The organism is Delftia tsuruhatensis, assembly GCF_903815225.1.
Lineage (GTDB): Bacteria > Pseudomonadota > Gammaproteobacteria > Burkholderiales > Burkholderiaceae_C > Comamonas > Comamonas tsuruhatensis_A.
The window spans coordinates 1,360,387-1,378,320 of the sequence record NZ_LR813084.1 but is presented as its reverse complement, the minus strand read 5'-3'; the positions used below and the strand labels follow the sequence as shown (position 1 = coordinate 1,378,320).

Below are 17,934 nucleotides of genomic sequence, written 5' to 3'. Positions count from 1 at the left end.
ATGGTCCTTTTTCCATGGCACCGGCGCCGGCACGACCTCACCTTGCCGGCCCCAAAACAAGAGCAATCACTCACACCGAAACCTAGCCGTCAGCCCAGCAACGGCGTGCTGGCCATGACCTCCTGCAGCGTGGTCACGCCTTCTGCCACACGCAACGCACCAGCCAGGCGCAGCGGACGCATGCCATCCTGCACGGCCTGGCGGCGCAAGGCATCCATGGAAGGCGAGGTATGGATCTGCTGCTTGAGCGCCTCGCTGACGGTCAGCAGCTCGTACAACCCCATGCGGCCGCGAAAGCCCGTCATGCGGCAATCCACGCAGCCCACGGGCCTGTAGGGCTGGCAGCCGCCCGACAGTTTCCAGGGCCGCACGGTCTCGGCCAGCGTGGCGGCCGAAGTCTCCTCGTCGCGCTGCTTGCACTGCGGGCACAGCGTGCGCACCAGGCGCTGGGCGAGCACGCCCAGCAGCGTGGCATTGATCAGGTAGGGCGGCACGCCCAGCTCCATCAGCCGGCTCACGGCGCTGGGGGCATCGTTGGTGTGCAGCGTGGAGAACACGAGGTGGCCGGTGAGCGCGGCCTGCACGGCCATCTCGGCAGTGGCCAGATCACGGATCTCGCCCACCATGATGATGTCCGGGTCCTGGCGCATCAGCGAGCGCAGGCCTTCCGTGAAGCCGAAGTCCAGTTGCGGCTGCACCTGGGTCTGGTTGAAGCTGGGTTCGATCATTTCGATCGGATCCTCCACGGTGCTGACATTGACCTCCTCCGTGGCCACGCGCTTGAGCGTGGAGTACAGCGTGGTGGTCTTGCCCGAGCCCGTGGGACCTGTCACGAGGATGATGCCGTGCGGACGGCGCACCAGCTCGTTCCAGCGCTGTGCGTCGTGGCTGGTGAAGCCCAGCGCGTCGAGGTCCTTGACGGTGTTGTCGGGATCGAAGATGCGCATCACCAGCTTCTCGCCGAAGGCCGTCGGCAGCGTGGACAGGCGCATCTCCACCTCGTCGCCGCGCGGATTGCGGGTCTTGATGCGGCCGTCCTGCGGGCGGCGCTTCTCGACCACGTCCATGCGCCCCAGCAGCTTCACGCGCGAGACCATGGCATTGAGCACGCCCATGGGCATCTGGTAGACCGGGTGCAGCACGCCGTCGATGCGAAAGCGGATCACGCCCTGCTCGCGCCGCGGCTCCATGTGGATGTCGCTGGCGCGCTGGTCGAAGGCGTACTGCCACAGCCAGTCCACCACGCGCACCACGCCCTGGTCATTGGCGTCGAGCTGCTTGCTGCTGTTGCCCAGCTCCACCAATTGCTCGAAGCTTGCGGCACTGGCCGCGCCGCCGGCCTTCTCGGCCGCGCGTACCGATTTGGCCAGTGCGAAGAATTCTGCCGTGTAGCGCTTGATGTCCTGGGGATTGGCCACCACGCGGCGCACCTTGCGGCGCGCCTGTCGCTCGACCTCGGCCACCCAGTCGTCCAGGAAGGGTTCGGCCGTGGCCACCACCACCTCCTGGGGGGCCACCTGCACGGGCAGCACCTTGTGGCGCTCGGCGTAGCTGGCACTCATGATCTCGCCGACACGCCCCACATCGACACGCAACGGATCGATGCGCAGGTAGGCCAGGCCGCTGCGGTCGGCAAGGTACCGGGTCAGTTCCTCGATGTCCAGTGCACGGCCGTCGCTGGCGCGGGCCATGCCCACGTTGGCCAGCCGCACCAGGGGGTGCTGGCTGCTCTCTGCCTGCGAGCAACGCGCCACCGTGCGCTGGGCCTCCTCGGCCGTGATCACCCCATCGGCCAACAGCCACTGCACCAACCTGCGCCAGTCCAGCGGTCCCTTGGCACCTTGCGCGGTGGTGGGTTGACTGTGCAAGGCGGTGGAGGTCAGGTCGGACATGGCGTGCTCGAGGCGGAAGGTGAATTCGCCCTATGGTAAGCCCGCCGGTGCGCTGTCCTGTTCCTGCGCCTTGCCCCAGCGCGCGCACCGCCCTACCAGGGCCGCACGAAAATCTTCGGCCAGCGGGCCGTGGGCAGATCCCAGCGGGCCTGCACCTGCTCGCAGGCCACCTGCAACTGCCCTGGCTCCAGTGCGCGCGGTGTGCGCTGGGCCAGCACCACGGTATTGCCTTCGCGCGTGGGACGGAACGCCCACATGGCCTCCTCGCCGAACGCCTCGGCCATGCGCGCCAGGCTGCGCTCGTAGCTGGAAGTGCGGCCGAACAGATTCACCGTCATGATGCCGTCCTCGGTCAGCAGGCGGCGGCAGTCGGCATAGAACTCTGCGCTGTCGAGCACCGGGGCGGCCGCCTCGTGGTCATAGAGATCGACGGCCAGCGCATCGACCGTGCCCAGCCACTCGCTCCTGCGGATCTCCCGGGCTGCATCGGCCAGCACCACGCGCAGGGTGTCGCTGTCGGGCGGCAGCTTGAACCAGCTGCGGCACACGGCCAGCACCTGCGGGTTCAATTCGATGGCCGTGGTGCGCATGCGCAGCTTCTTGTGGCAGAACTTGGTGATGGCGGCCGCGCCCAGGCCCAGTTGCATGGCATGGCGGCCGGCCACGCCGGCCGGCTCCATGAACAGCAGCCAGCCCATCATGCGCTGCACGTATTCCAGCTCGATCTCGAAGGGTTCGCGGATGCGCATGGAACCCTGGATCCAGGGCGTGCCCAGGTGCAGATGGCGCACATCGCCATCGTCGGAGACACTGACTTCGGGCAACTCGGCGGCGGTATCGGGAGTGGATGGGGCGGCCTTGGCGGCGCCACGGGTCTTGCGTATCACGTCGAAGGATTGGAAATGAGGGGTTCAGAGCAATTGATGGGCCGCCAGCGCCTCGCGCCAGGCATCGACCTTGCGTTCGAAACGCCAGCTGGCATTGGCCGGACTGGTCGAGGGCAGCTTCACCACGGAAAGGCCAAGGGCCTGCGTACGGCCTGCGTGCTTGTAGCTTTCGCCACCGTTGTGCAGGGCCAGCGCCAGGTGCGGACAGCGCGCGCGCAGCGCCACGAAGTCGTTCACCTCGGCGGCGCGTATGGCACTGTCCAGGCTGCCTTCGCGCTCACAGCTGGCATACACATCCCACAACCCCAGGCCACGCACCAGCAGCCACTCGCAACGGCCGGCATAGTCGTCACGGCCCGGTTGCGGATGTCCCGGCCACAGGGCCTGGAGCAAGGGCCAGAACTGGTTTTGCGGATGGGCGTAGTACTGCTGCAATTGCAGCGAGCGCAGGCCGGGAAAGCTGCCCAGCACCAGCGCACGGGTGCGCTCATCGGCCACCGGCGCCAGCCCCTGCCAGCGCGGGGCGTCCGGAGTCTGCGGATCGGAAACGGGCAAGGACATGGCCGGCATTGTCGCCCAGAGGCCACGGGGCCGCTCGCGCCAGCCGGCAAGACCGTGGATGCCGGCCCTTTGCTCAGGCCATGGCCGGCAGGCCGCGCAGCGCAGCGCGGGCGTTGCGGCCCGTGGCCAGTGCCAGTGCCTCGGGCGTGATGCCGCGCAGCCTCGCCACCTCGGCCGCAATGCGCGGCAGCTCGGCCGGCGTGTTGCGTCCCTGAGGCAAGCCCTTTGCCCGCTGTTCGGCCGTGGCATACAGCCAATGCGGAGGTATGTCGGGCGCATCGGTTTCCACCACCAGCGCGTCCAATGGCAAGCTGGCAGCCAGTTCGCGCAGCCTGAGTGCACGGTCATAGGTCACGGCCCCGCCGAAGCCCAGCTTGAAACCCAGTTCGATGAATGCCCGCGCCTGCTGCGCACTGCCATTGAAAGCATGGGCGATGCCGCCCTGCACGGGCCTCGCGCGCAGTGTCTTGAGCAGCCGGTCGCTGGACCTGCGCACATGCACGATGACGGGCAGCTTGAACTCACGCGCCAGCGCAATCTGCTGCTCGTAGAACCAGATCTGCCGATCCACGTCCAGGCCAGGCACGAAGAAATCCAGCCCGATCTCCCCCACGGCCACCAAATGCGCATCGCCACGCAGCCGCACAAGCATCTCGCGCAAGGCGGTGATGTCTTCCTCCCGGGCCCGGGGTGTGTACAGCGGGTGGATGCCCAGCGCATAGCTGTCGCCGTGGCGGTGCGCCAGGGCCGCCACGGCATCCCAGTGCGCACGCGCCACGGCCGGTATCACCAGATGGGTCACCCCGGCATCCGCCGCTTGCGCGCGCACGGCATCGCGGTCGGCGTCGAATTCAGGGGCGTCGAGATGGCAGTGGGTGTCTATCCAGGCGGGCATGCCGGCATCATGCCACCCGGCCGCAAGACAGCGGCGCGGCAGGGCAAGCCGCGATAAACCAAGGGTAAACCCTTGGGTTATTGCGAACGCAATCCGTTTGACAAAATCAATGCACGAAGGACTTCCCCCACCATAAAAATACATCAAGAAACATTTGCAACCGCATCGAACGCTCGCGTCACGGCAGTCACTCTTTGGAGAGAGGAATTTCCCATGAAGCGCTCAGCATGGAGTCGAATCCTGGACCTTGGCGGCGGACGCAGGCAGGCGGAGCTGGACGGCCAGCTGGCCGCCCTCCACAAGTCCCAGGCGGTGATCGAGTTCGATCTGCAAGGCCATGTCCTGGCTGCCAACCGGAATTTCCTGGACACCATGGGCTACGAGGAGCGGGAGGTCCTGGGCCAGCACCATCGCATGTTCGTGGACCGTCAGATGGCCGAGTCGGCCGAGTACGCCGAGTTCTGGCGGCGCCTGGGCAGCGGCATCCACGACGCGGGACGCTACCGGCGCATTGCCAAGGATGGGCGCGATATCTGGCTGCAGGCCAGCTACAACCCCATCTTCGACCGCCAGGGGCGACCCTTCAAGGTGGTGAAATACGCCACCGACATCACGGAGCAGCAGCGCCGCAACGCCGATGCCGAGGGCCAACTGGCCGCCATCTCCAAGGTGCAGGCCATCATCGAGTTCGACCTGCAAGGCAACATCCTTCACGCCAATGCGCTGTTCCTGCAGGCCATGGGCTACGCACTGGACGAGATCGTGGGACGGCACCACGGCATGTTCGTGCAGCCCCATGAACGCCAGAGCCCCGCCTATGCGCAGTTCTGGCGCAAGCTGGGCAGCGGCCAGCATGACGCGGGCCAGTACCTGCGCATCGGCAAGCATGGCCGTCAGGTCTGGATCGAGGCCAGCTACAACCCCATCTTCGATGCGGACGGCCGCCCGTTCAAGGTGGTCAAGTACGCCCGGGACATCACGCGCCGCTTCACCGCGGCGCAGACGCTGGGCGAGGCCATGCAGGGCCTGAGCGAAAGCGCCGAACATGCGGGCCAGGCCAACGAACTGGCACGCCAGGCCTGCCAGGTCGCCGAGCAGGGTGGGCGCACGGTGCACGAGGTGATGGGCACCATGGAGTCCATCAGCGCCAGCTCGCGCAAGATCAACGACATCATCGGCGTGATGGATGGCATCGCCTTCCAGACCAATATCCTGGCGCTGAACGCGGCCGTGGAAGCGGCCCGCGCAGGCGAGCAGGGGCGTGGCTTCGCCGTGGTGGCCGGCGAGGTCCGGGCGCTGGCACAGAACAGCGCAGCGGCCGCAAAGGAGATCAAGCAACTCATACACACCTCGGTCGAGCAGGTTGCGCTGGGGGCCGAGCAGGTACGCCAGGCAGGCGGCACCATGCAGGAGATCGTGGATTCATCCCATCAGGTCACGGCCATCATGGGCGATGTGGTCCAGGCCTCGATGACCCAGTCGGCACGTCTGCGCGAAGTGACGGCCGACCTCACCGCCCAGACCCTGGCCGTGACCGAAGCGCCCAGGGCACCGATCCAGCACAGACCGGTGCCGGCCACCCTGGTCCCCGACGCGCCGCAGATCAAGGCGGCCCCGACTGCCACGCCGTTGACGGCGCGCGCCCAGCGCCTGCCGGGCGAGCTGCTGCGCATGGCCTGAAGGCGGACCTAGGCCAGTTGCCCCTGTACCAGGCGCACCTTGCGATCACAGCGCGCCGCAAGCTGCTCGTCGTGCGTGACCATGACGAAGGCCGTGCCATGGCTGCGCGCCAGCTCCAGCATCAGCCGGAACACGGTATCGGCCGTGGTGCGGTCCAGGTTGCCCGTGGGCTCGTCGGCCAGCACGCAGGCCGGCTGGGTCACCAGGGCGCGCGCGATGGCCACGCGCTGGCGCTCACCGCCCGACAGTTCGGCGGGACGGTGCAGCATGCGCTCACCCAGCCCCACGGCCGCCAGCATGCGCGCCGCGCGCTCCAGACACTCGGCCTTGTCGTCGCGGCGTATGCGCAGCGGCATGGCCACGTTGTCCAGGGCACTGAATTCGGGCAGCAGGTGGTGGAACTGGTAGATGAAGCCCAGGTGGCGGTTGCGCAGCGCGCCCTGCTTTTGCGCACTGAGCTCATGCAAGGGCTCGCCCTTGAGCGTGACGCTGCCGCTGGTGGGCGCATCCAGCCCGCCCAGCAGATGCAGCAGCGTGCTCTTGCCGGAGCCCGATGCGCCGACGATGGCCAGCGTCTCTCCCGCATGCACCTGCAGGTCCACACCGGCCAGCACCTGCACATCGAGCAGGCCTTCGGCGAAGCGCTTGGTCAGGCCGCGTGCATCGAGAACCACGGACGGCGGTGGGGACACGTCGAAACCGGGCATCACATTCACTTCATTCATAGCGCAGCGCCTCCGCGGGATTGACGCGGCTGGCACGCCAGCTGGGATAGATGGTGGCGACAAAGGCCAGGATCAGCGAGATCACGGCAATCGGCATGATGTCGCTGTACTGAGGATCGCTGGGCATCTTGCTGATCAGGTACACGTCCTTGGGCAGGAAGTTGGCGTGCAGCAGCCGCTCGATGGCCGGCACGATGACGTCGATGTTGAAGGCGATGCCCAGGCCCAGCAGCAGGCCGGCGAAGGTGCCGATGACGCCGACCATGGCGCCTTGCACCATGAAGATGCCCATGATGCTGGACGGTGATGCCCCCAGCGTGCGCAGGATGGCGATGTCGGCGCGCTTGTCGGTCACCGTCATCACCAGCGTGGACACCAGGTTGAACGCGGCCACGGCGACGATCAGCGTGAGGATGATGAACATCATGCGCTTTTCCAGCTGCACGGCCGCGAACCAGGTCCGGTTCTGCTGGGTCCAGTCGCGGATCAACAGGCGGTCGGTGATGGTATGGGCCAGCTCCATGGCCACGCCGGGCGCCTCGTGCAGGTCCTTGAGCTTCAGGCGGATGCCGGTGGGCCCTTCGAGGCGGAACAGGCGTTGCGCATCCTCGTAGTGCATCATCACCAGGGCCGAGTCGTATTCATAGTGGCCGGAGTCGAAGGTACCTGCCACATGCATCTGCTTGAGGCGCGGCACCACGCCGGCCGGCGTGACCTGCCCACCCGGAGCGATCAGCGTGACCAGATCGCCCTGGCGAACGCCCAGCGAGCGGGCCAGCTCCACGCCCAGCACCACGTTGAACTCGCCGGGCACCAGGCGGGCCAGCACTTCGGCGTTGGTGGCCGCCACATCGGTGACCTCGCCCTCGCGCGCAGGGTCGATGCCGCGCACCAGGGCGCCCTTCATGTCCTCGCCACGCGCCAGCAGCGCCTGGGCGGAGACGAAGGGAGCGGCGCCCAGCACATCGGGGTTGCCGCGCGCCTCGCGCATGGTGCGCTCCAGATCCGGCAGGGCGGCTCCCTGGGGCGCGAAGATCTCGATGTGCGAGACCACGCTGAGCATGCGGTCGCGCACTTCCTTCTGGAAGCCGTTCATCACGCTGAGCACGATGATCAGCGCCGCCACGCCCAGGGCAATGCCCAGCATGGAGACGCCCGAGATGAACGAGATGAAGCCGTTGCGCCGCGTGGCGCGCCCCGCCCGGGTATAGCGCCAGCCCACGGCCAGTTCGTAAGGAAATTGCATGGGCATGCATTGTGTCATTGCCCACAGGCCCTGCATGGCGGCAGGCTTTGCCGTCGGCGTGTCAGTGCCCGCGCCATGCACCATACCGGGGGCAAACCCCGGGCGCCGGCAGCCGATCCACCCCATGCCCGACAATAGCGGCCATGCTTTCGACCGCGCCCCTGGTTTCCTCCTCCCAAGCACTGCTGGAGGAAACGACCGAATGGATCATCCCCTATGCCGGCGGCCCGTCTTCCGACACGGGCGATGGATCGGCCGCCGCCGCAGGCTGGTCCGGCCTGCAACTGCCCATGCTGCAGGCCCTTCTCTCCCTGATGCAAGCCGGGCCCGCGCAGGCCGGCAACGAAATGGACTTCTCGCCCCCCCATGAACGCGCCCTCGCGCGCTCCATGGGTCTGCCGGACGCTGCGGGACTGATTCCCTGGGCCGCCTGGCAGGCCGGCGAGCCGGACCGGGCCTGCGCCTATGTCACGCCATGCCACTGGCACATCGGCGCGGACCAGGTGTTGCAGGGCGACCCGTCCTCCACGCGATTGGGCGAAGAGGAGTCGCGACAGCTCATGGCCCTGCTCTCACCCTGGTTCGCCGACGACGGCATCACCCTGGAGTATCTGCAGCCACAGTGCTGGCTGGCACGCGCGGACCTGTTCGACGGGCTGCCCACGGCCTCCATGGACCGCGTCATCGGCCGCGACGTGCGTCCCTGGCTGCCCGATGCGCAGCAGGCACGGGCCCTGCACCGCCTGCAAAGCGAGGTGCAGATGCTGCTCTACACCCATGTCTTCAATGACACCCGTGCCGCCAAGGGCCAGGTACCTATCAATGCCTTCTGGGTCCATGGCAGCGGGCGCCTGCCGGCGGGCGCACCCGCCGCCCCTGCCCTGGCCGTGCAATGCGTGCAGGACCTGCGTGGTCCTGCGCTGCAGGGCCACGCAGGCGACTGGCGCAGCGCCTGGCAGGCACTGGATGCCGGCCTGATCACCCGTTTGCTGGAGCGCGTGCGTGCAGGCAGGGAACTCACGCTGACCCTGTGCGGCGAACGCCATGCCATTTCGTGGCACAGCCGCGCGCCGCGCTGGAAGGACAGGCTGACAGGCCTGTTCGGCCCGCGCGCCCTGCCCGATCTGGGCAGCATGCTCTGACACACCGCCCATGAAAATCATCCCCCGCGAGATCCCTGCGCAACAGGCCACGGCACTGCGCCAGGCCGGCGTCCACCCGCTGCTGGCCCAGCTCTACGCGGCGCGCGGCGTCTGCTGCGCCGACGAACTGGACGATGCGCCCGCGCGCCTGCTTCCCCCCTCGGGCCTGCTGGGCATGGAGGCCGCCGTGCGGCTGCTGGCCGACGCCATAGAGCGAGGCCTGCGCCTGTGCATCGTGGCCGACTACGACTGCGACGGTGCCACGGCCTGCGCCGTGGGCTGGCGTGGCCTGCGCATGCTGGGAGCGGCCCAGGTCGACTATCTGGTGCCCGACCGCGTGGTGGACGGCTACGGCCTCACCCCCCCCATCGCGCGCCGTGTCAAGGAAACCGGCGCCGACGTGATGGTCACCGTGGACAACGGCATCGCCAGCGTCGAGGGCGTGGCCGAGGCCAAGGCCCTGGGCCTGCAGGTGGTCGTCACCGACCACCATCTGCCCGGCAGCCACCTGCCGTCGGCCGATGCCATCGTCAACCCCAACCAGCCCGGCTGCGGCTTCGAGAGCAAGTCCATGGCCGGGGTCGGTGTGATGTTCTACGTCCTGCTGGCCCTGCGGGCCGAGCTGCGCGCGCGCGGGCGCTTCGACAAGGCCGGCCAGCCCCGCCTGGAAGCCCTGCTGCCCCTGGTGGCCCTGGGCACCGTGGCCGACGTGGTGCGGCTGGACGCCAACAACCGCCGCCTGGTGGCCCTGGGCCTGAAGCAGATCCGCCGCGGGCAGATGCAGCCGGGCCTGCAGGCCCTGTTCGATGCCGCCGGACGCAAGGCCTTTGCGGCCACCACGTTCGACTTCGGCTTCGCCCTGGGGCCGCGCATCAACGCCGCGGGCCGGCTGGCCGACATGACCATCGGCATTGAATGCCTGACCACGGACGATGCGGGCCGTGCCGCCAACCTGGCCCAGATGCTGGACGCCATCAACCGCGAACGGCGTGAACTGGAAGGCGGCATGCGCGAGCAGGCCCTGCTCATGGCCGAGGGCCTGTGCGAGGACGGCATGACGCCGCCGGCCGCCATCAGCGTGTTCGACCCGGACTTCCACGAAGGCGTGGTCGGCATCGTCGCCTCGCGCATCAAGGACCGCATGCACCGCCCCAGCTTCGTCTTCGCGGCCAGCGGCGCGCCGGGGCACGAGCACGAACTCAAGGGCTCGGGCCGCTCCATCCCGGGCTTTCACCTGCGCGACGCGCTGGACCTGGTGTCCAAGCGCCACCCCGGGCTGCTGTTGCGCTTCGGCGGCCACGCGATGGCGGCGGGCTGCACCATCGCCGAGGCCGATTTCGCCCTCTTCGAGAAGGCCCTGGCCCAGGTGGCCCAGGAATGGCTGGATGCCGCGACGCTGACGCGGCGCATAGAGACCGACGGGCCGCTCGATCCGGATTTCCGCAAGCCTGAAATCGTCGAACGGCTCAACCTCGCCGTCTGGGGCCAGGGTTTCGCGCCGCCCACCTTCAGCGAGCAGCTGGAAGTGGTGTCACAGCGCCTGGTCGGCGAAAGGCACCTGAAGCTGCAACTGCGCCATCAGGGCGAAACCGTGGACGGCATCTGGTTCGGCCACACCGACCCCTTGCCGCCCTCGGCCTGCATGGCATTTCGCATGGACATCAATGAATGGCGCGGGGAGCGCAAGGTCCAGTTTCTGATCGAAGGAATCCATTCGGACGGCATCTAGATGCCTGCCCATGGACGAAGGCCTGCAGGCCGGCCCTGACCAGGTACCGGCCTGCATCCTCGCTCCTCCCCGCTCAGAAGGTCTCCCAGTCGCCATCCGCCGCGGCCTTTGCGGCCGGTAGCGCTGCCTTGGCGGGGGGCTTGGCCTGGGGCGGCTGTATCCCGCCCGCCGGGGCGTTGCGCACGGCAGGCGCGGGCCGCGCCGGCGCGGCAGGGGCTGCCGCCGCGGGCCTGCGGGCCGGCGCGGACGCCCTGGCAGGCGCCAGCGCACTGCCCTCCTGCCCCAGCTTGAACACGGCCACCACCCCCGCCAGGCGCCTCGCCTGCTCCTGCATGGCCAGCGCCGCCGCGCTCGACTCCTCCACCAGCGCCGCATTCTGCTGCGTCATCTGGTCCAGCTGGCTCACCGCCTGGTTCACCTGGCCGATCCCGTCGCGCTGCTCCGTCGACGACGCCGTGATCTCTCCGATCAGATCACTCACCCTGCGCACGCTGGACACGATCTCCTCCATGGAGCGCCCCGCCTGCTCCACCTGCTGCGAGCCCGATTGCACGTTGTCCACGCTGGTCGTGATCAGCGTCTTGATCTCCTTGGCCGCCTCCGCGCTGCGCTGGGCCAGCGAACGCACCTCGCCCGCCACCACGGCGAAGCCCCGGCCCTGCTCGCCCGCGCGCGCCGCGTTCAGCGCCAGGATGTTGGTCTGGAAGGCAATGCCGTCGATCACGCCGATGATGTCGGCGATCTTGCGGCTGCTGTCCGTGATCTGCTGCATGCTCTGCACCACCTGGCCCACCACCGCTCCGCCCTGCTCGGCGGCCTTCGCCGCCGTGGCCGCCAGCTGGTTGGCCTGGCGCGCCGTGTCGGCCGACTGGGTGACGGTGGCCGTCAGCTGCTCCATGCTGGCCGCCGTCTCCTGCAGGTTGGCTGCCGTCTGCTCGGTGCGCGCGGACAGGTCCTGGTTGCCGCTGGCGATCTGGTTGGAGGCCGTGGACACGGACTCCACGCCCGAGCGCACCTCGCCGACCACGCCGCGCAGGCGCTCGGCCATGCCGTTGAGCGCGCTCAGCAGATGGCCCAGCTCGTCGCCACGGCTGCTCTGCACCGAACCGGTGAGGTCGCCTGCGGCAATGCCATCGGCCAGTGCCACGGCCTGGTCCAGCGGCCGGGTGATGGAGCGCATGATGGCCACGCCCATGAACAGCCCCAGGGCCACGATGGCCGCGCTGGCCAGTGCACCCAGCCAGTAGGCCTGGCGCCGCTGCGCCATGCCCTCCTCGCGGGCCAGCTCGCTTTGGTGCTCCAGCTGCTGCACGAAGGCCTCCTGTGCCGCGTTGTAGCGCTCGGCCGCCGGGCGCAGCTGCTTTTCCACGATATCGAAGGTAGATGCGAAATCGCTGGCCTTGCGTGCATCCTGGGCCGCGGAGTTGGCCTTGAGCGTCTCGCGGCGCTCGGCCGCCACGGCGTCCAGCGCCTGCTTGGACTGGGCATTCAGTTGAAGCTCGCCCACCTGCTTTTGCAGCACATTGATGCGCTCTATGCCCTTGCTCATCAGCGCGCGCTGCTGCGCGGCCAGCGTCTCGTCGGGGGACATGGCCGCGACGATGGAGCGCTCCACACTCATCTGGGTCAGATGCCGCCACTCGCGCGCCAGCGTGGCGCCGCGCTGCGCGGTCATCACATCGGTATTGATCTTGTCATTGACCCCATGCAGATAGACCAGGATGCCGCCATTGACCGCCAGCATGCCCGCCAACAGCCCCAGCACCAGGGCCCAGAGCTTCTGGGCAACGGTGATTTGATTCAGATTCATGGAAAACCGATCTTTTCTCTAACATTGCCGGAGCCTGGCCACGGCGCCCCTGCCGACCATTGCTCCGGGGAACCATTCTTGTCCACCCTTGACGGCGCCTGGCTGATCATCGTCATGCGGCTGTCACTATTGAGGGGGGTTGACCCGCACTCAGGGAAGTCCCCAGCCATAGCGCGGGACCCGGGAAATGCCCCCCACCTACAATGGGCCGGTGCCCAAGTCCTATCTGAACGCCGATCTGCACAGCCACTCCGTGGTCTCGGATGGAACGCTGACGCCGGAGCAACTGGCCGAACGCGCCGCCTCCCGGGGCGTGCAGCTGTGGGCGCTGACCGACCATGACGAGGTCGGGGGCCAGCACCGCGCCGCGGCCGCGGCACGCGCCTGCGGCCTGGACTACCTCACGGGTGCCGAGATCTCGGTGAGCTTTGCCGGCACCACGGTGCACATCGTGGGGTTGGGCTTTGATGCCGACGATCCGGCACTGGTCGAAGGCCTGTACGCCACGCGCGACGGACGCGGTCCCCGGGCCCGTGAAATGGCCCGACAGCTGGAGCTGGCCGGCATCGCGGGCAGCTACGAAGGCGCGCTGCGCTTCGCCGGCAATCCGGGCCTGATCTCGCGCACGCATTTCGCGCGCTTTCTCGTGGAGTCGGGATACTGCCGTGATACCGGCGAGGTATTCCGCCACTACCTGACCGAAGGCCACCCGGGCTATGTGCCCCATACCTGGGCCCGCCTGGGCGACGCGGTGCGCTGGATCACCCAGGCCGGCGGCGCGGCGGTGATCGCCCATCCGGCCCGCTACACGCTGACGGCCAACGAGGAATACGCGCTGTTTTCCGAGTTCAAGGCCCACGGCGGACAGGGCGTGGAAGTCGTCACCGGCAGCCACCGGCCCAGCGAGTACGCCATCTACGCCGACATGGCGCGCGAGTTCGGGCTGGCCGCCTCGCGCGGCAGCGACTTCCACAGCCCCGAGGAATCGCACACCGATCTGGGCGACCTGCCCTATCTGCCGGGCGAGCTGACACCCGTCTGGGAGCTGCTCGACGCACGCATACAGAGGGCCTGAGCCGCCCCCCACAAAGAACACCATGGTCCTACGCTTCGAAGCCCACCCCGACAACCCCCAGCCCCGCCTGATCAAGCAAGCCGCCGAGATGCTGCGCCAGGGCGCCATCCTGGCCATCCCCACTGATTCGAGCTATGCCCTGGTCTGCCACCTGGACGACCGCCCTGCGGTGGAGCGGCTGCGCCGCATCCGCCAGATCAACGACAAGCACCACCTCACGCTGCTGTGCCGCGACCTGTCCGAGCTGTCCAGCTACGCGCGCGTGGACAACCGCCAGTACCGCCTGCTCAAGCTGGCCACGCCAGGGCCCTACACCTTCATCCTGGAAGCCTCCAAGGAAGTTCCCAAGCGCCTGAGCCATCCCTCGCGCAAGACCATCGGCCTGCGCGTGCCCGATCGCAAGGGCACGCAGCTGCTGCTGGAACAACTGGGCGAGCCACTGATCGCCACCACGCTGATTCCCCCGGGCGAGACCGAGCCCCTGCATGACGCCGACGAGATCATCGAGCGATTTGCCCACGACCTGGATGCCGTGGTCGATGCCGGTGCCTGTCCCTCGGAGCCGACCACGGTGATCGACCTCGTGCCCATGTCCTTGGGCAACCCGCCCACCGTCGTGCGCCAGGGGCGGGGCAGCCTGGAGGCCCTGGGACTGGAAGCGGCCTGAACGCTGGCGCTCAGTGCTGCGCCCACTCCAGTGACCGGGCAGCGGCAGGCGCGCGCCGAGGGACCCCGGCTGCGGGCACCGCCGGTGCCAGCGCAGGCCGCTCCTGCATTGCCGCGAAGCCGGCGGCGGCTGGCGGCTCGTCATCGAGCTTGAAGGCGCCCACCGCCTGCTCCAGCTCCTGCGCGCGCTCCGTCAGGGCAGAGGCGGCACGCGAGGCCTGCTGCACCAGGGCCGCGTTTTCCTGGGTGGCACTGTCCATGTGGCCCACGGCGGTATTGACCTGGGCAATGCCCTCGCTCTGCTCCCGCAGCGCCTGCGACATCTCGCCCAGCAGGCCCGAAACCTGCCCGACGGCGCCCACGATTTCCTGCATGGTGTCGCCCGCCTGGCTGACCAGTCCCGCTCCGCTTTCCACCTGGCGAACGCTGGTGGTGATCAGCTCCTTGATCTGCTTGGCGGCCTCGGCCGAGCGTCCGGCCAGGCTGCGCACTTCGCTGGCCACCACGGCGAATCCCCGGCCCTGTTCGCCCGCGCGCGCCGCTTCGACGGCGGCATTGAGCGCCAGGATATTGGTCTGGAAGGCAATGCCCTCGATGACCTGGATGATGTCCACGATCTTGCGCGAGCTGCCGCTGATGGCCTCCATGGTCTGCACCACCTCGCCCACCACGGCGCCGCCGCGCCGCGCCGTGGCCGAGGCGTCGACGGCCAGGCCGCTGGCCGAATGCGCGCGGTCGGCGTTCTGGCGCACCGTGGCCGTGAGCTGCTCCATGCTGGCGGCCGTCTGGGCCAGCGCCGAGACCTGGGCCTCGGTGCGACGCGACAAGTCGGTGTTGCCGGCGTCGATTTCGCCGGCCGACAGGCCGATGGAGTCCGTGGACTGCTTGATGCGCCCCACCAGTTCGGTCAGCGTGTCCTCCATGGTGCCCAGCGCGCCAAGCAGGCGGCCGAAGTCCCCCTGGAGCTCGGTGGAGAACTCCTGGCTCAGATCCCCTGCCGCCACGGTCTCCGCGATCAGGATGGCCTGCCCCAGCGGCTGCACGATGCCCCGCCTCAGGCTGAACCATGCCACCAGGGCCAGCGTGCAGACCACCGCCCCCAGGCCCAGCACCCACCAGCGCGTCTGCTCCAGCGCCTGTTCGGCCACCGTGGTCGCGCCACCGGCCGCCAGCGCCTGCTCGGCCCGGCCCAGCGAGAACACCGTGACGGCCATCATCGTGAACACCAGCAGATTGATACCGCCGAACGCAATCACCAGCCGCCAGCCTATCGGCAGCCTGCCCAAGCCCAGTACGCCCACATCCCACCTCGTATTTGCGTGGCCCGGAGGCCTTGGTGAAAAACCTGTTGAGGAACTTGCCCCTTGATGTTTCATTTTGCAACACACACCAAGGGTTGCCAATCTGTGGAAACCTCCATGTCCACGCGGCCAGCGCCGCGCACGGGCTCTGCGGGGGGCTGCGGCAAGGCGGGCCTGCGTCTGAGACAATGCCCGCCGTGGACCTCTCCAACCTCATACAGACCGTACTCATCTACGCCCTGCCCGTGCTCTTCGCCATCACGGTGCACGAGGCGGCCCATGGCTATGCCGCGCGCCACTTCGGCGACCACACGGCCGCCATGATGGGACGCATCACGCTCAACCCCATCAAGCACATCGACCCCATCGGCACCATCCTGATGCCGCTGCTGCTGTACTTCGCCACCTCGGGCGCCTTCCTGTTCGGCTATGCCAAGCCCGTGCCGGTGCGCTTCGACCAGTTGCGCCACCCCAAGCGCGACATGATCTGGGTTGCGCTGGCGGGGCCGGCCTCCAACTTCGCGCAGGCGCTGCTGTGGGGCATCGTTCTGGTCGTTCTGGTAGGCCTGGGCATCGATGAACGCTTTTTTCTCGAGATGTGCCGCGCCGGTATCCTGGTCAATCTGGTGATGTGGGCCTTCAACCTGTTTCCGCTGCCGCCGCTGGACGGCGGGCGCATCCTCGTCGGCCTGCTGCCCTGGCGCCAGGCACAGTGGGTGGCGCGCATCGAGCCCTGGGGCTTTTTCATCGTCATGGGCCTGGTCATCGCCGGCGTGGTCGGCAGCCTTTGGCTGCGCCCGCTGATGGACCTGGGCTACGCAGTGATCGACTTCGTCCTGACCCCGCTGATCTCGCTGTTGCGTTGAAAGCCTGGCCGGCCTTGCGGCCAGCCAGGCCTTGCAGCGCCGCTTTTTTCATTCCCTGTCGCAGTCTCCCGTCATGAGCACCATCCGTTTCCTCACCGGCATCACTCCCAGCGGAACCCCGCACCTCGGCAACTATGCCGGCATGCTGCGCCCGGCCATCGCGGCCAGCCGCTCGCGCGAAGTGGAGAACTTCTATTTCCTGGCCGACTACCACGCCCTGATCAAGTGCCAGGACCCGGCGCGCGTGCAGCGCTCGACCATCGAGATCGCTGCCAGCTGGCTGGCGGCCGGCCTCGATCCCGAGCATGTGACCTTCTACCGCCAGTCCGACATTCCCGAGATTCCCGAGCTGTGCTGGCTGCTGACCTGCGTGACCGGCAAGGGCCTGCTCAACCGCGCCCACGCCTACAAGGCGGCGGTGGACAAGAACCAGGCGGACGGCACCGAGCCCGATGATGGCGTGACCGCCGGCCTGTTCATGTATCCCGTGCTCATGGCGGCCGACATCCTGGCCTTCAACGCCCACAAGGTGCCCGTGGGCCGCGACCAGGTCCAGCACATCGAGATGGCGCGCGACATGGCCTCCAGCTTCAACCACATCTACGGCGGCGAGTATTTCAAGCTGCCCGAGGCCCAGGTCGAGGACAACGTGGCCACGCTGCCCGGCCTGGACGGCCGCAAGATGAGCAAGAGCTACAACAACACCATCGCGCTGTTCTCCTCGCGCGAGCAGTTGCGCAAGCTCATCGGCAGCATCACCACCGACTCGCGCGCGCCGGGCGAACCCAAGGAAGTGGAAGGCTCGGCCCTGTTCCAGATCTACCAGGGCTTTGCCAGCGAAGAGGAAACCGAGGCACTGCGCCGACAGTACGCCGAAGGCATCGCCTGGGGCGACGCCAAGCAGCAACTGTTCGAGCGCATCGACCGCGAGCTGGCCCCCATGCGCGATCGCTATGAACATCTGATTGCCCACCCCGGCGAACTGGAGGACATTCTCCAGGCGGGCGCCGCCAAGGCGCGCCGCGAGACCACGCCGCTGCTGCGCGAGCTGCGCTCGGCGGTCGGGCTGCGCAACCTGGCGCAGGCGCAGGTGGGCGGCAAGGCCAAGGCCGCCAGGCAGGCGCTGCCGCAGTTCAAGCAATACCGCGAAGCCGACGGCAAGTTCTACTTCAAGCTGTTGGCCGCCGATGGCCAGCTGCTTCTGCAAAGCCAGGGCTTCGATGCCCCCAGGGAGGCCGGCCAGGCCATCGCCCGCCTGCAGCAAGACGGCGCGCAGGCGCTGGCCTCGCTGATGCCCCGACTGGAGCCCTCGGACTCCACGCGGGTGCTGGCTGCGCTGCAACAGCTGCGCGATGCCGCAGAGTAAGGGTAAGCTTCGCTTGGAAAACCGCATTTTTGCGGGCAGTCTTGCCCGCAGCCCGGCGCCAGGGATTCTGGCGCTTGCGTGAAAGGACATTTG

15 protein-coding genes are annotated in these 17,934 nt (G+C 68.1%); 7 read left to right on the top strand and 8 right to left on the bottom strand.

Annotation, left to right across the window (positions count from 1 at the left end; all coding sequences use genetic code 11):
- Nucleotides 1-89: 89 nt before the first annotated feature.
- The 4 genes from L1Z78_RS06230 to L1Z78_RS06215 all read right to left on the bottom strand — a co-directional run bounded on the left by L1Z78_RS06230 (nucleotide 90) and on the right by L1Z78_RS06215 (nucleotide 4,235).
- Nucleotides 90-1,892 (bottom strand): GspE/PulE family protein, encoded by a 1,803-nt coding sequence (locus L1Z78_RS06230; RefSeq protein ID WP_234640682.1) that lies wholly within the window; start codon nucleotides 1,890-1,892, stop codon nucleotides 90-92.
- 92 nt (nucleotides 1,893-1,984) lie between these two features.
- Nucleotides 1,985-2,779, bottom strand: coding sequence for a spermidine synthase (locus L1Z78_RS06225; RefSeq protein ID WP_234640681.1), 795 nt, complete (start codon nucleotides 2,777-2,779; stop codon nucleotides 1,985-1,987).
- 24 nt (nucleotides 2,780-2,803) lie between these two features.
- Complete coding sequence (locus L1Z78_RS06220) at nucleotides 2,804-3,349, bottom strand: DNA-deoxyinosine glycosylase (RefSeq protein ID WP_234640680.1); 546 nt, start codon at nucleotides 3,347-3,349, stop codon at nucleotides 2,804-2,806.
- A 64-nt stretch (nucleotides 3,350-3,413) separates the two neighbouring features.
- Entirely contained in the window at nucleotides 3,414-4,235 is an 822-nt protein-coding gene (locus L1Z78_RS06215) for a TatD family hydrolase (protein ID WP_234640679.1), read from the bottom strand.
- 213 nt (nucleotides 4,236-4,448) lie between these two features.
- On the opposite strand from L1Z78_RS06215, the gene L1Z78_RS06210 reads away from it, so the two are divergent.
- Nucleotides 4,449-5,915, top strand: coding sequence for a methyl-accepting chemotaxis protein (locus L1Z78_RS06210; protein WP_234640678.1), 1,467 nt, complete (start codon nucleotides 4,449-4,451; stop codon nucleotides 5,913-5,915).
- Between the two features lie 8 nt (nucleotides 5,916-5,923).
- On the opposite strand, the gene lolD is transcribed toward L1Z78_RS06210, so the two are convergent.
- Both lolD and L1Z78_RS06200 read right to left on the bottom strand, forming a co-directional pair.
- On the bottom strand, nucleotides 5,924-6,640 hold the full coding sequence (gene lolD / locus L1Z78_RS06205) for a lipoprotein-releasing ABC transporter ATP-binding protein LolD (RefSeq protein ID WP_234640677.1): 717 nt from the start codon (nucleotides 6,638-6,640) through the stop codon (nucleotides 5,924-5,926).
- Entirely contained in the window at nucleotides 6,633-7,886 is a 1,254-nt protein-coding gene (locus L1Z78_RS06200; protein ID WP_234640676.1) for a lipoprotein-releasing ABC transporter permease subunit, read from the bottom strand. The genes lolD and L1Z78_RS06200 overlap by 8 nt, the downstream gene beginning before the upstream one ends.
- Nucleotides 7,887-8,029: 143 nt before the next feature.
- Between L1Z78_RS06200 and L1Z78_RS06195 the strand changes: the two genes are divergently transcribed.
- Nucleotides 8,030-9,028: a phosphoglycerate mutase gene (locus L1Z78_RS06195; protein WP_234640675.1), complete on the top strand. Its 999-nt coding sequence runs from the start codon at nucleotides 8,030-8,032 to the stop codon at nucleotides 9,026-9,028.
- 10 nt (nucleotides 9,029-9,038) lie between these two features.
- Nucleotides 9,039-10,757 carry a single-stranded-DNA-specific exonuclease RecJ gene (recJ, locus tag L1Z78_RS06190; RefSeq protein WP_234640674.1) on the top strand — a complete coding sequence of 573 codons (1,719 nt, stop codon included), beginning with the start codon at nucleotides 9,039-9,041 and terminating at the stop codon, nucleotides 10,755-10,757.
- A 73-nt stretch (nucleotides 10,758-10,830) separates the two neighbouring features.
- Here recJ and L1Z78_RS06185 read toward each other — a convergent pair whose 3' ends face one another.
- The gene (locus L1Z78_RS06185; protein ID WP_234640673.1) at nucleotides 10,831-12,567 is read right to left on the bottom strand and encodes a methyl-accepting chemotaxis protein; all 1,737 of its coding nucleotides are present in this window, start codon (nucleotides 12,565-12,567) and stop codon (nucleotides 10,831-10,833) included.
- 211 nt (nucleotides 12,568-12,778) lie between these two features.
- On the opposite strand from L1Z78_RS06185, the gene L1Z78_RS06180 reads away from it, so the two are divergent.
- Both L1Z78_RS06180 and L1Z78_RS06175 read left to right on the top strand, forming a co-directional pair.
- Nucleotides 12,779-13,642: a 3',5'-nucleoside bisphosphate phosphatase gene (locus L1Z78_RS06180; protein WP_234642103.1), complete on the top strand. Its 864-nt coding sequence runs from the start codon at nucleotides 12,779-12,781 to the stop codon at nucleotides 13,640-13,642.
- 22 nt (nucleotides 13,643-13,664) lie between these two features.
- Nucleotides 13,665-14,309 carry an L-threonylcarbamoyladenylate synthase gene (locus L1Z78_RS06175; protein ID WP_234640672.1) on the top strand — a complete coding sequence of 215 codons (645 nt, stop codon included), beginning with the start codon at nucleotides 13,665-13,667 and terminating at the stop codon, nucleotides 14,307-14,309.
- A gap of 10 nt (nucleotides 14,310-14,319) precedes the next feature.
- Here the strand turns inward: L1Z78_RS06175 and L1Z78_RS06170 are convergent, their stop codons facing one another.
- Nucleotides 14,320-15,585, bottom strand: a complete 1,266-nt coding sequence (locus L1Z78_RS06170; protein WP_234642102.1) for a methyl-accepting chemotaxis protein — start codon at nucleotides 15,583-15,585, stop codon at nucleotides 14,320-14,322.
- A 221-nt stretch (nucleotides 15,586-15,806) separates the two neighbouring features.
- On the opposite strand from L1Z78_RS06170, the gene L1Z78_RS06165 reads away from it, so the two are divergent.
- Together L1Z78_RS06165 and L1Z78_RS06160 are read left to right on the top strand one after the other, a co-directional pair.
- Entirely contained in the window at nucleotides 15,807-16,475 is a 669-nt protein-coding gene (locus L1Z78_RS06165) for a site-2 protease family protein (RefSeq protein ID WP_234640671.1), read from the top strand.
- Nucleotides 16,476-16,548: 73 nt separating this feature from the next.
- Nucleotides 16,549-17,841 carry a tryptophan--tRNA ligase gene (locus L1Z78_RS06160; RefSeq protein ID WP_234640670.1) on the top strand — a complete coding sequence of 431 codons (1,293 nt, stop codon included), beginning with the start codon at nucleotides 16,549-16,551 and terminating at the stop codon, nucleotides 17,839-17,841.
- Nucleotides 17,842-17,934: the final 93 nt, after the last annotated feature.

Coding starts and splice junctions, on each gene's coding strand:
- L1Z78_RS06175 (WP_234640672.1), top strand. CDS start 13,665: ATGGTCCTACGCTTCGAAGCCCACCCCGACAACCCCCAGCCCCGCCTG.
- L1Z78_RS06195 (WP_234640675.1), top strand. CDS start 8,030: ATGCTTTCGACCGCGCCCCTGGTTTCCTCCTCCCAAGCACTGCTGGAG.
- L1Z78_RS06200 (WP_234640676.1), bottom strand. CDS start 7,886: ATGCAATTTCCTTACGAACTGGCCGTGGGCTGGCGCTATACCCGGGCG.
- recJ (WP_234640674.1), top strand. CDS start 9,039: ATGAAAATCATCCCCCGCGAGATCCCTGCGCAACAGGCCACGGCACTG.
- L1Z78_RS06160 (WP_234640670.1), top strand. CDS start 16,549: ATGAGCACCATCCGTTTCCTCACCGGCATCACTCCCAGCGGAACCCCG.
- L1Z78_RS06215 (WP_234640679.1), bottom strand. CDS start 4,235: ATGCCCGCCTGGATAGACACCCACTGCCATCTCGACGCCCCTGAATTC.
- L1Z78_RS06210 (WP_234640678.1), top strand. CDS start 4,449: ATGAAGCGCTCAGCATGGAGTCGAATCCTGGACCTTGGCGGCGGACGC.
- L1Z78_RS06230 (WP_234640682.1), bottom strand. CDS start 1,892: ATGTCCGACCTGACCTCCACCGCCTTGCACAGTCAACCCACCACCGCG.
- lolD (WP_234640677.1), bottom strand. CDS start 6,640: ATGAATGAAGTGAATGTGATGCCCGGTTTCGACGTGTCCCCACCGCCG.
- L1Z78_RS06220 (WP_234640680.1), bottom strand. CDS start 3,349: ATGCCGGCCATGTCCTTGCCCGTTTCCGATCCGCAGACTCCGGACGCC.
- L1Z78_RS06185 (WP_234640673.1), bottom strand. CDS start 12,567: ATGAATCTGAATCAAATCACCGTTGCCCAGAAGCTCTGGGCCCTGGTG.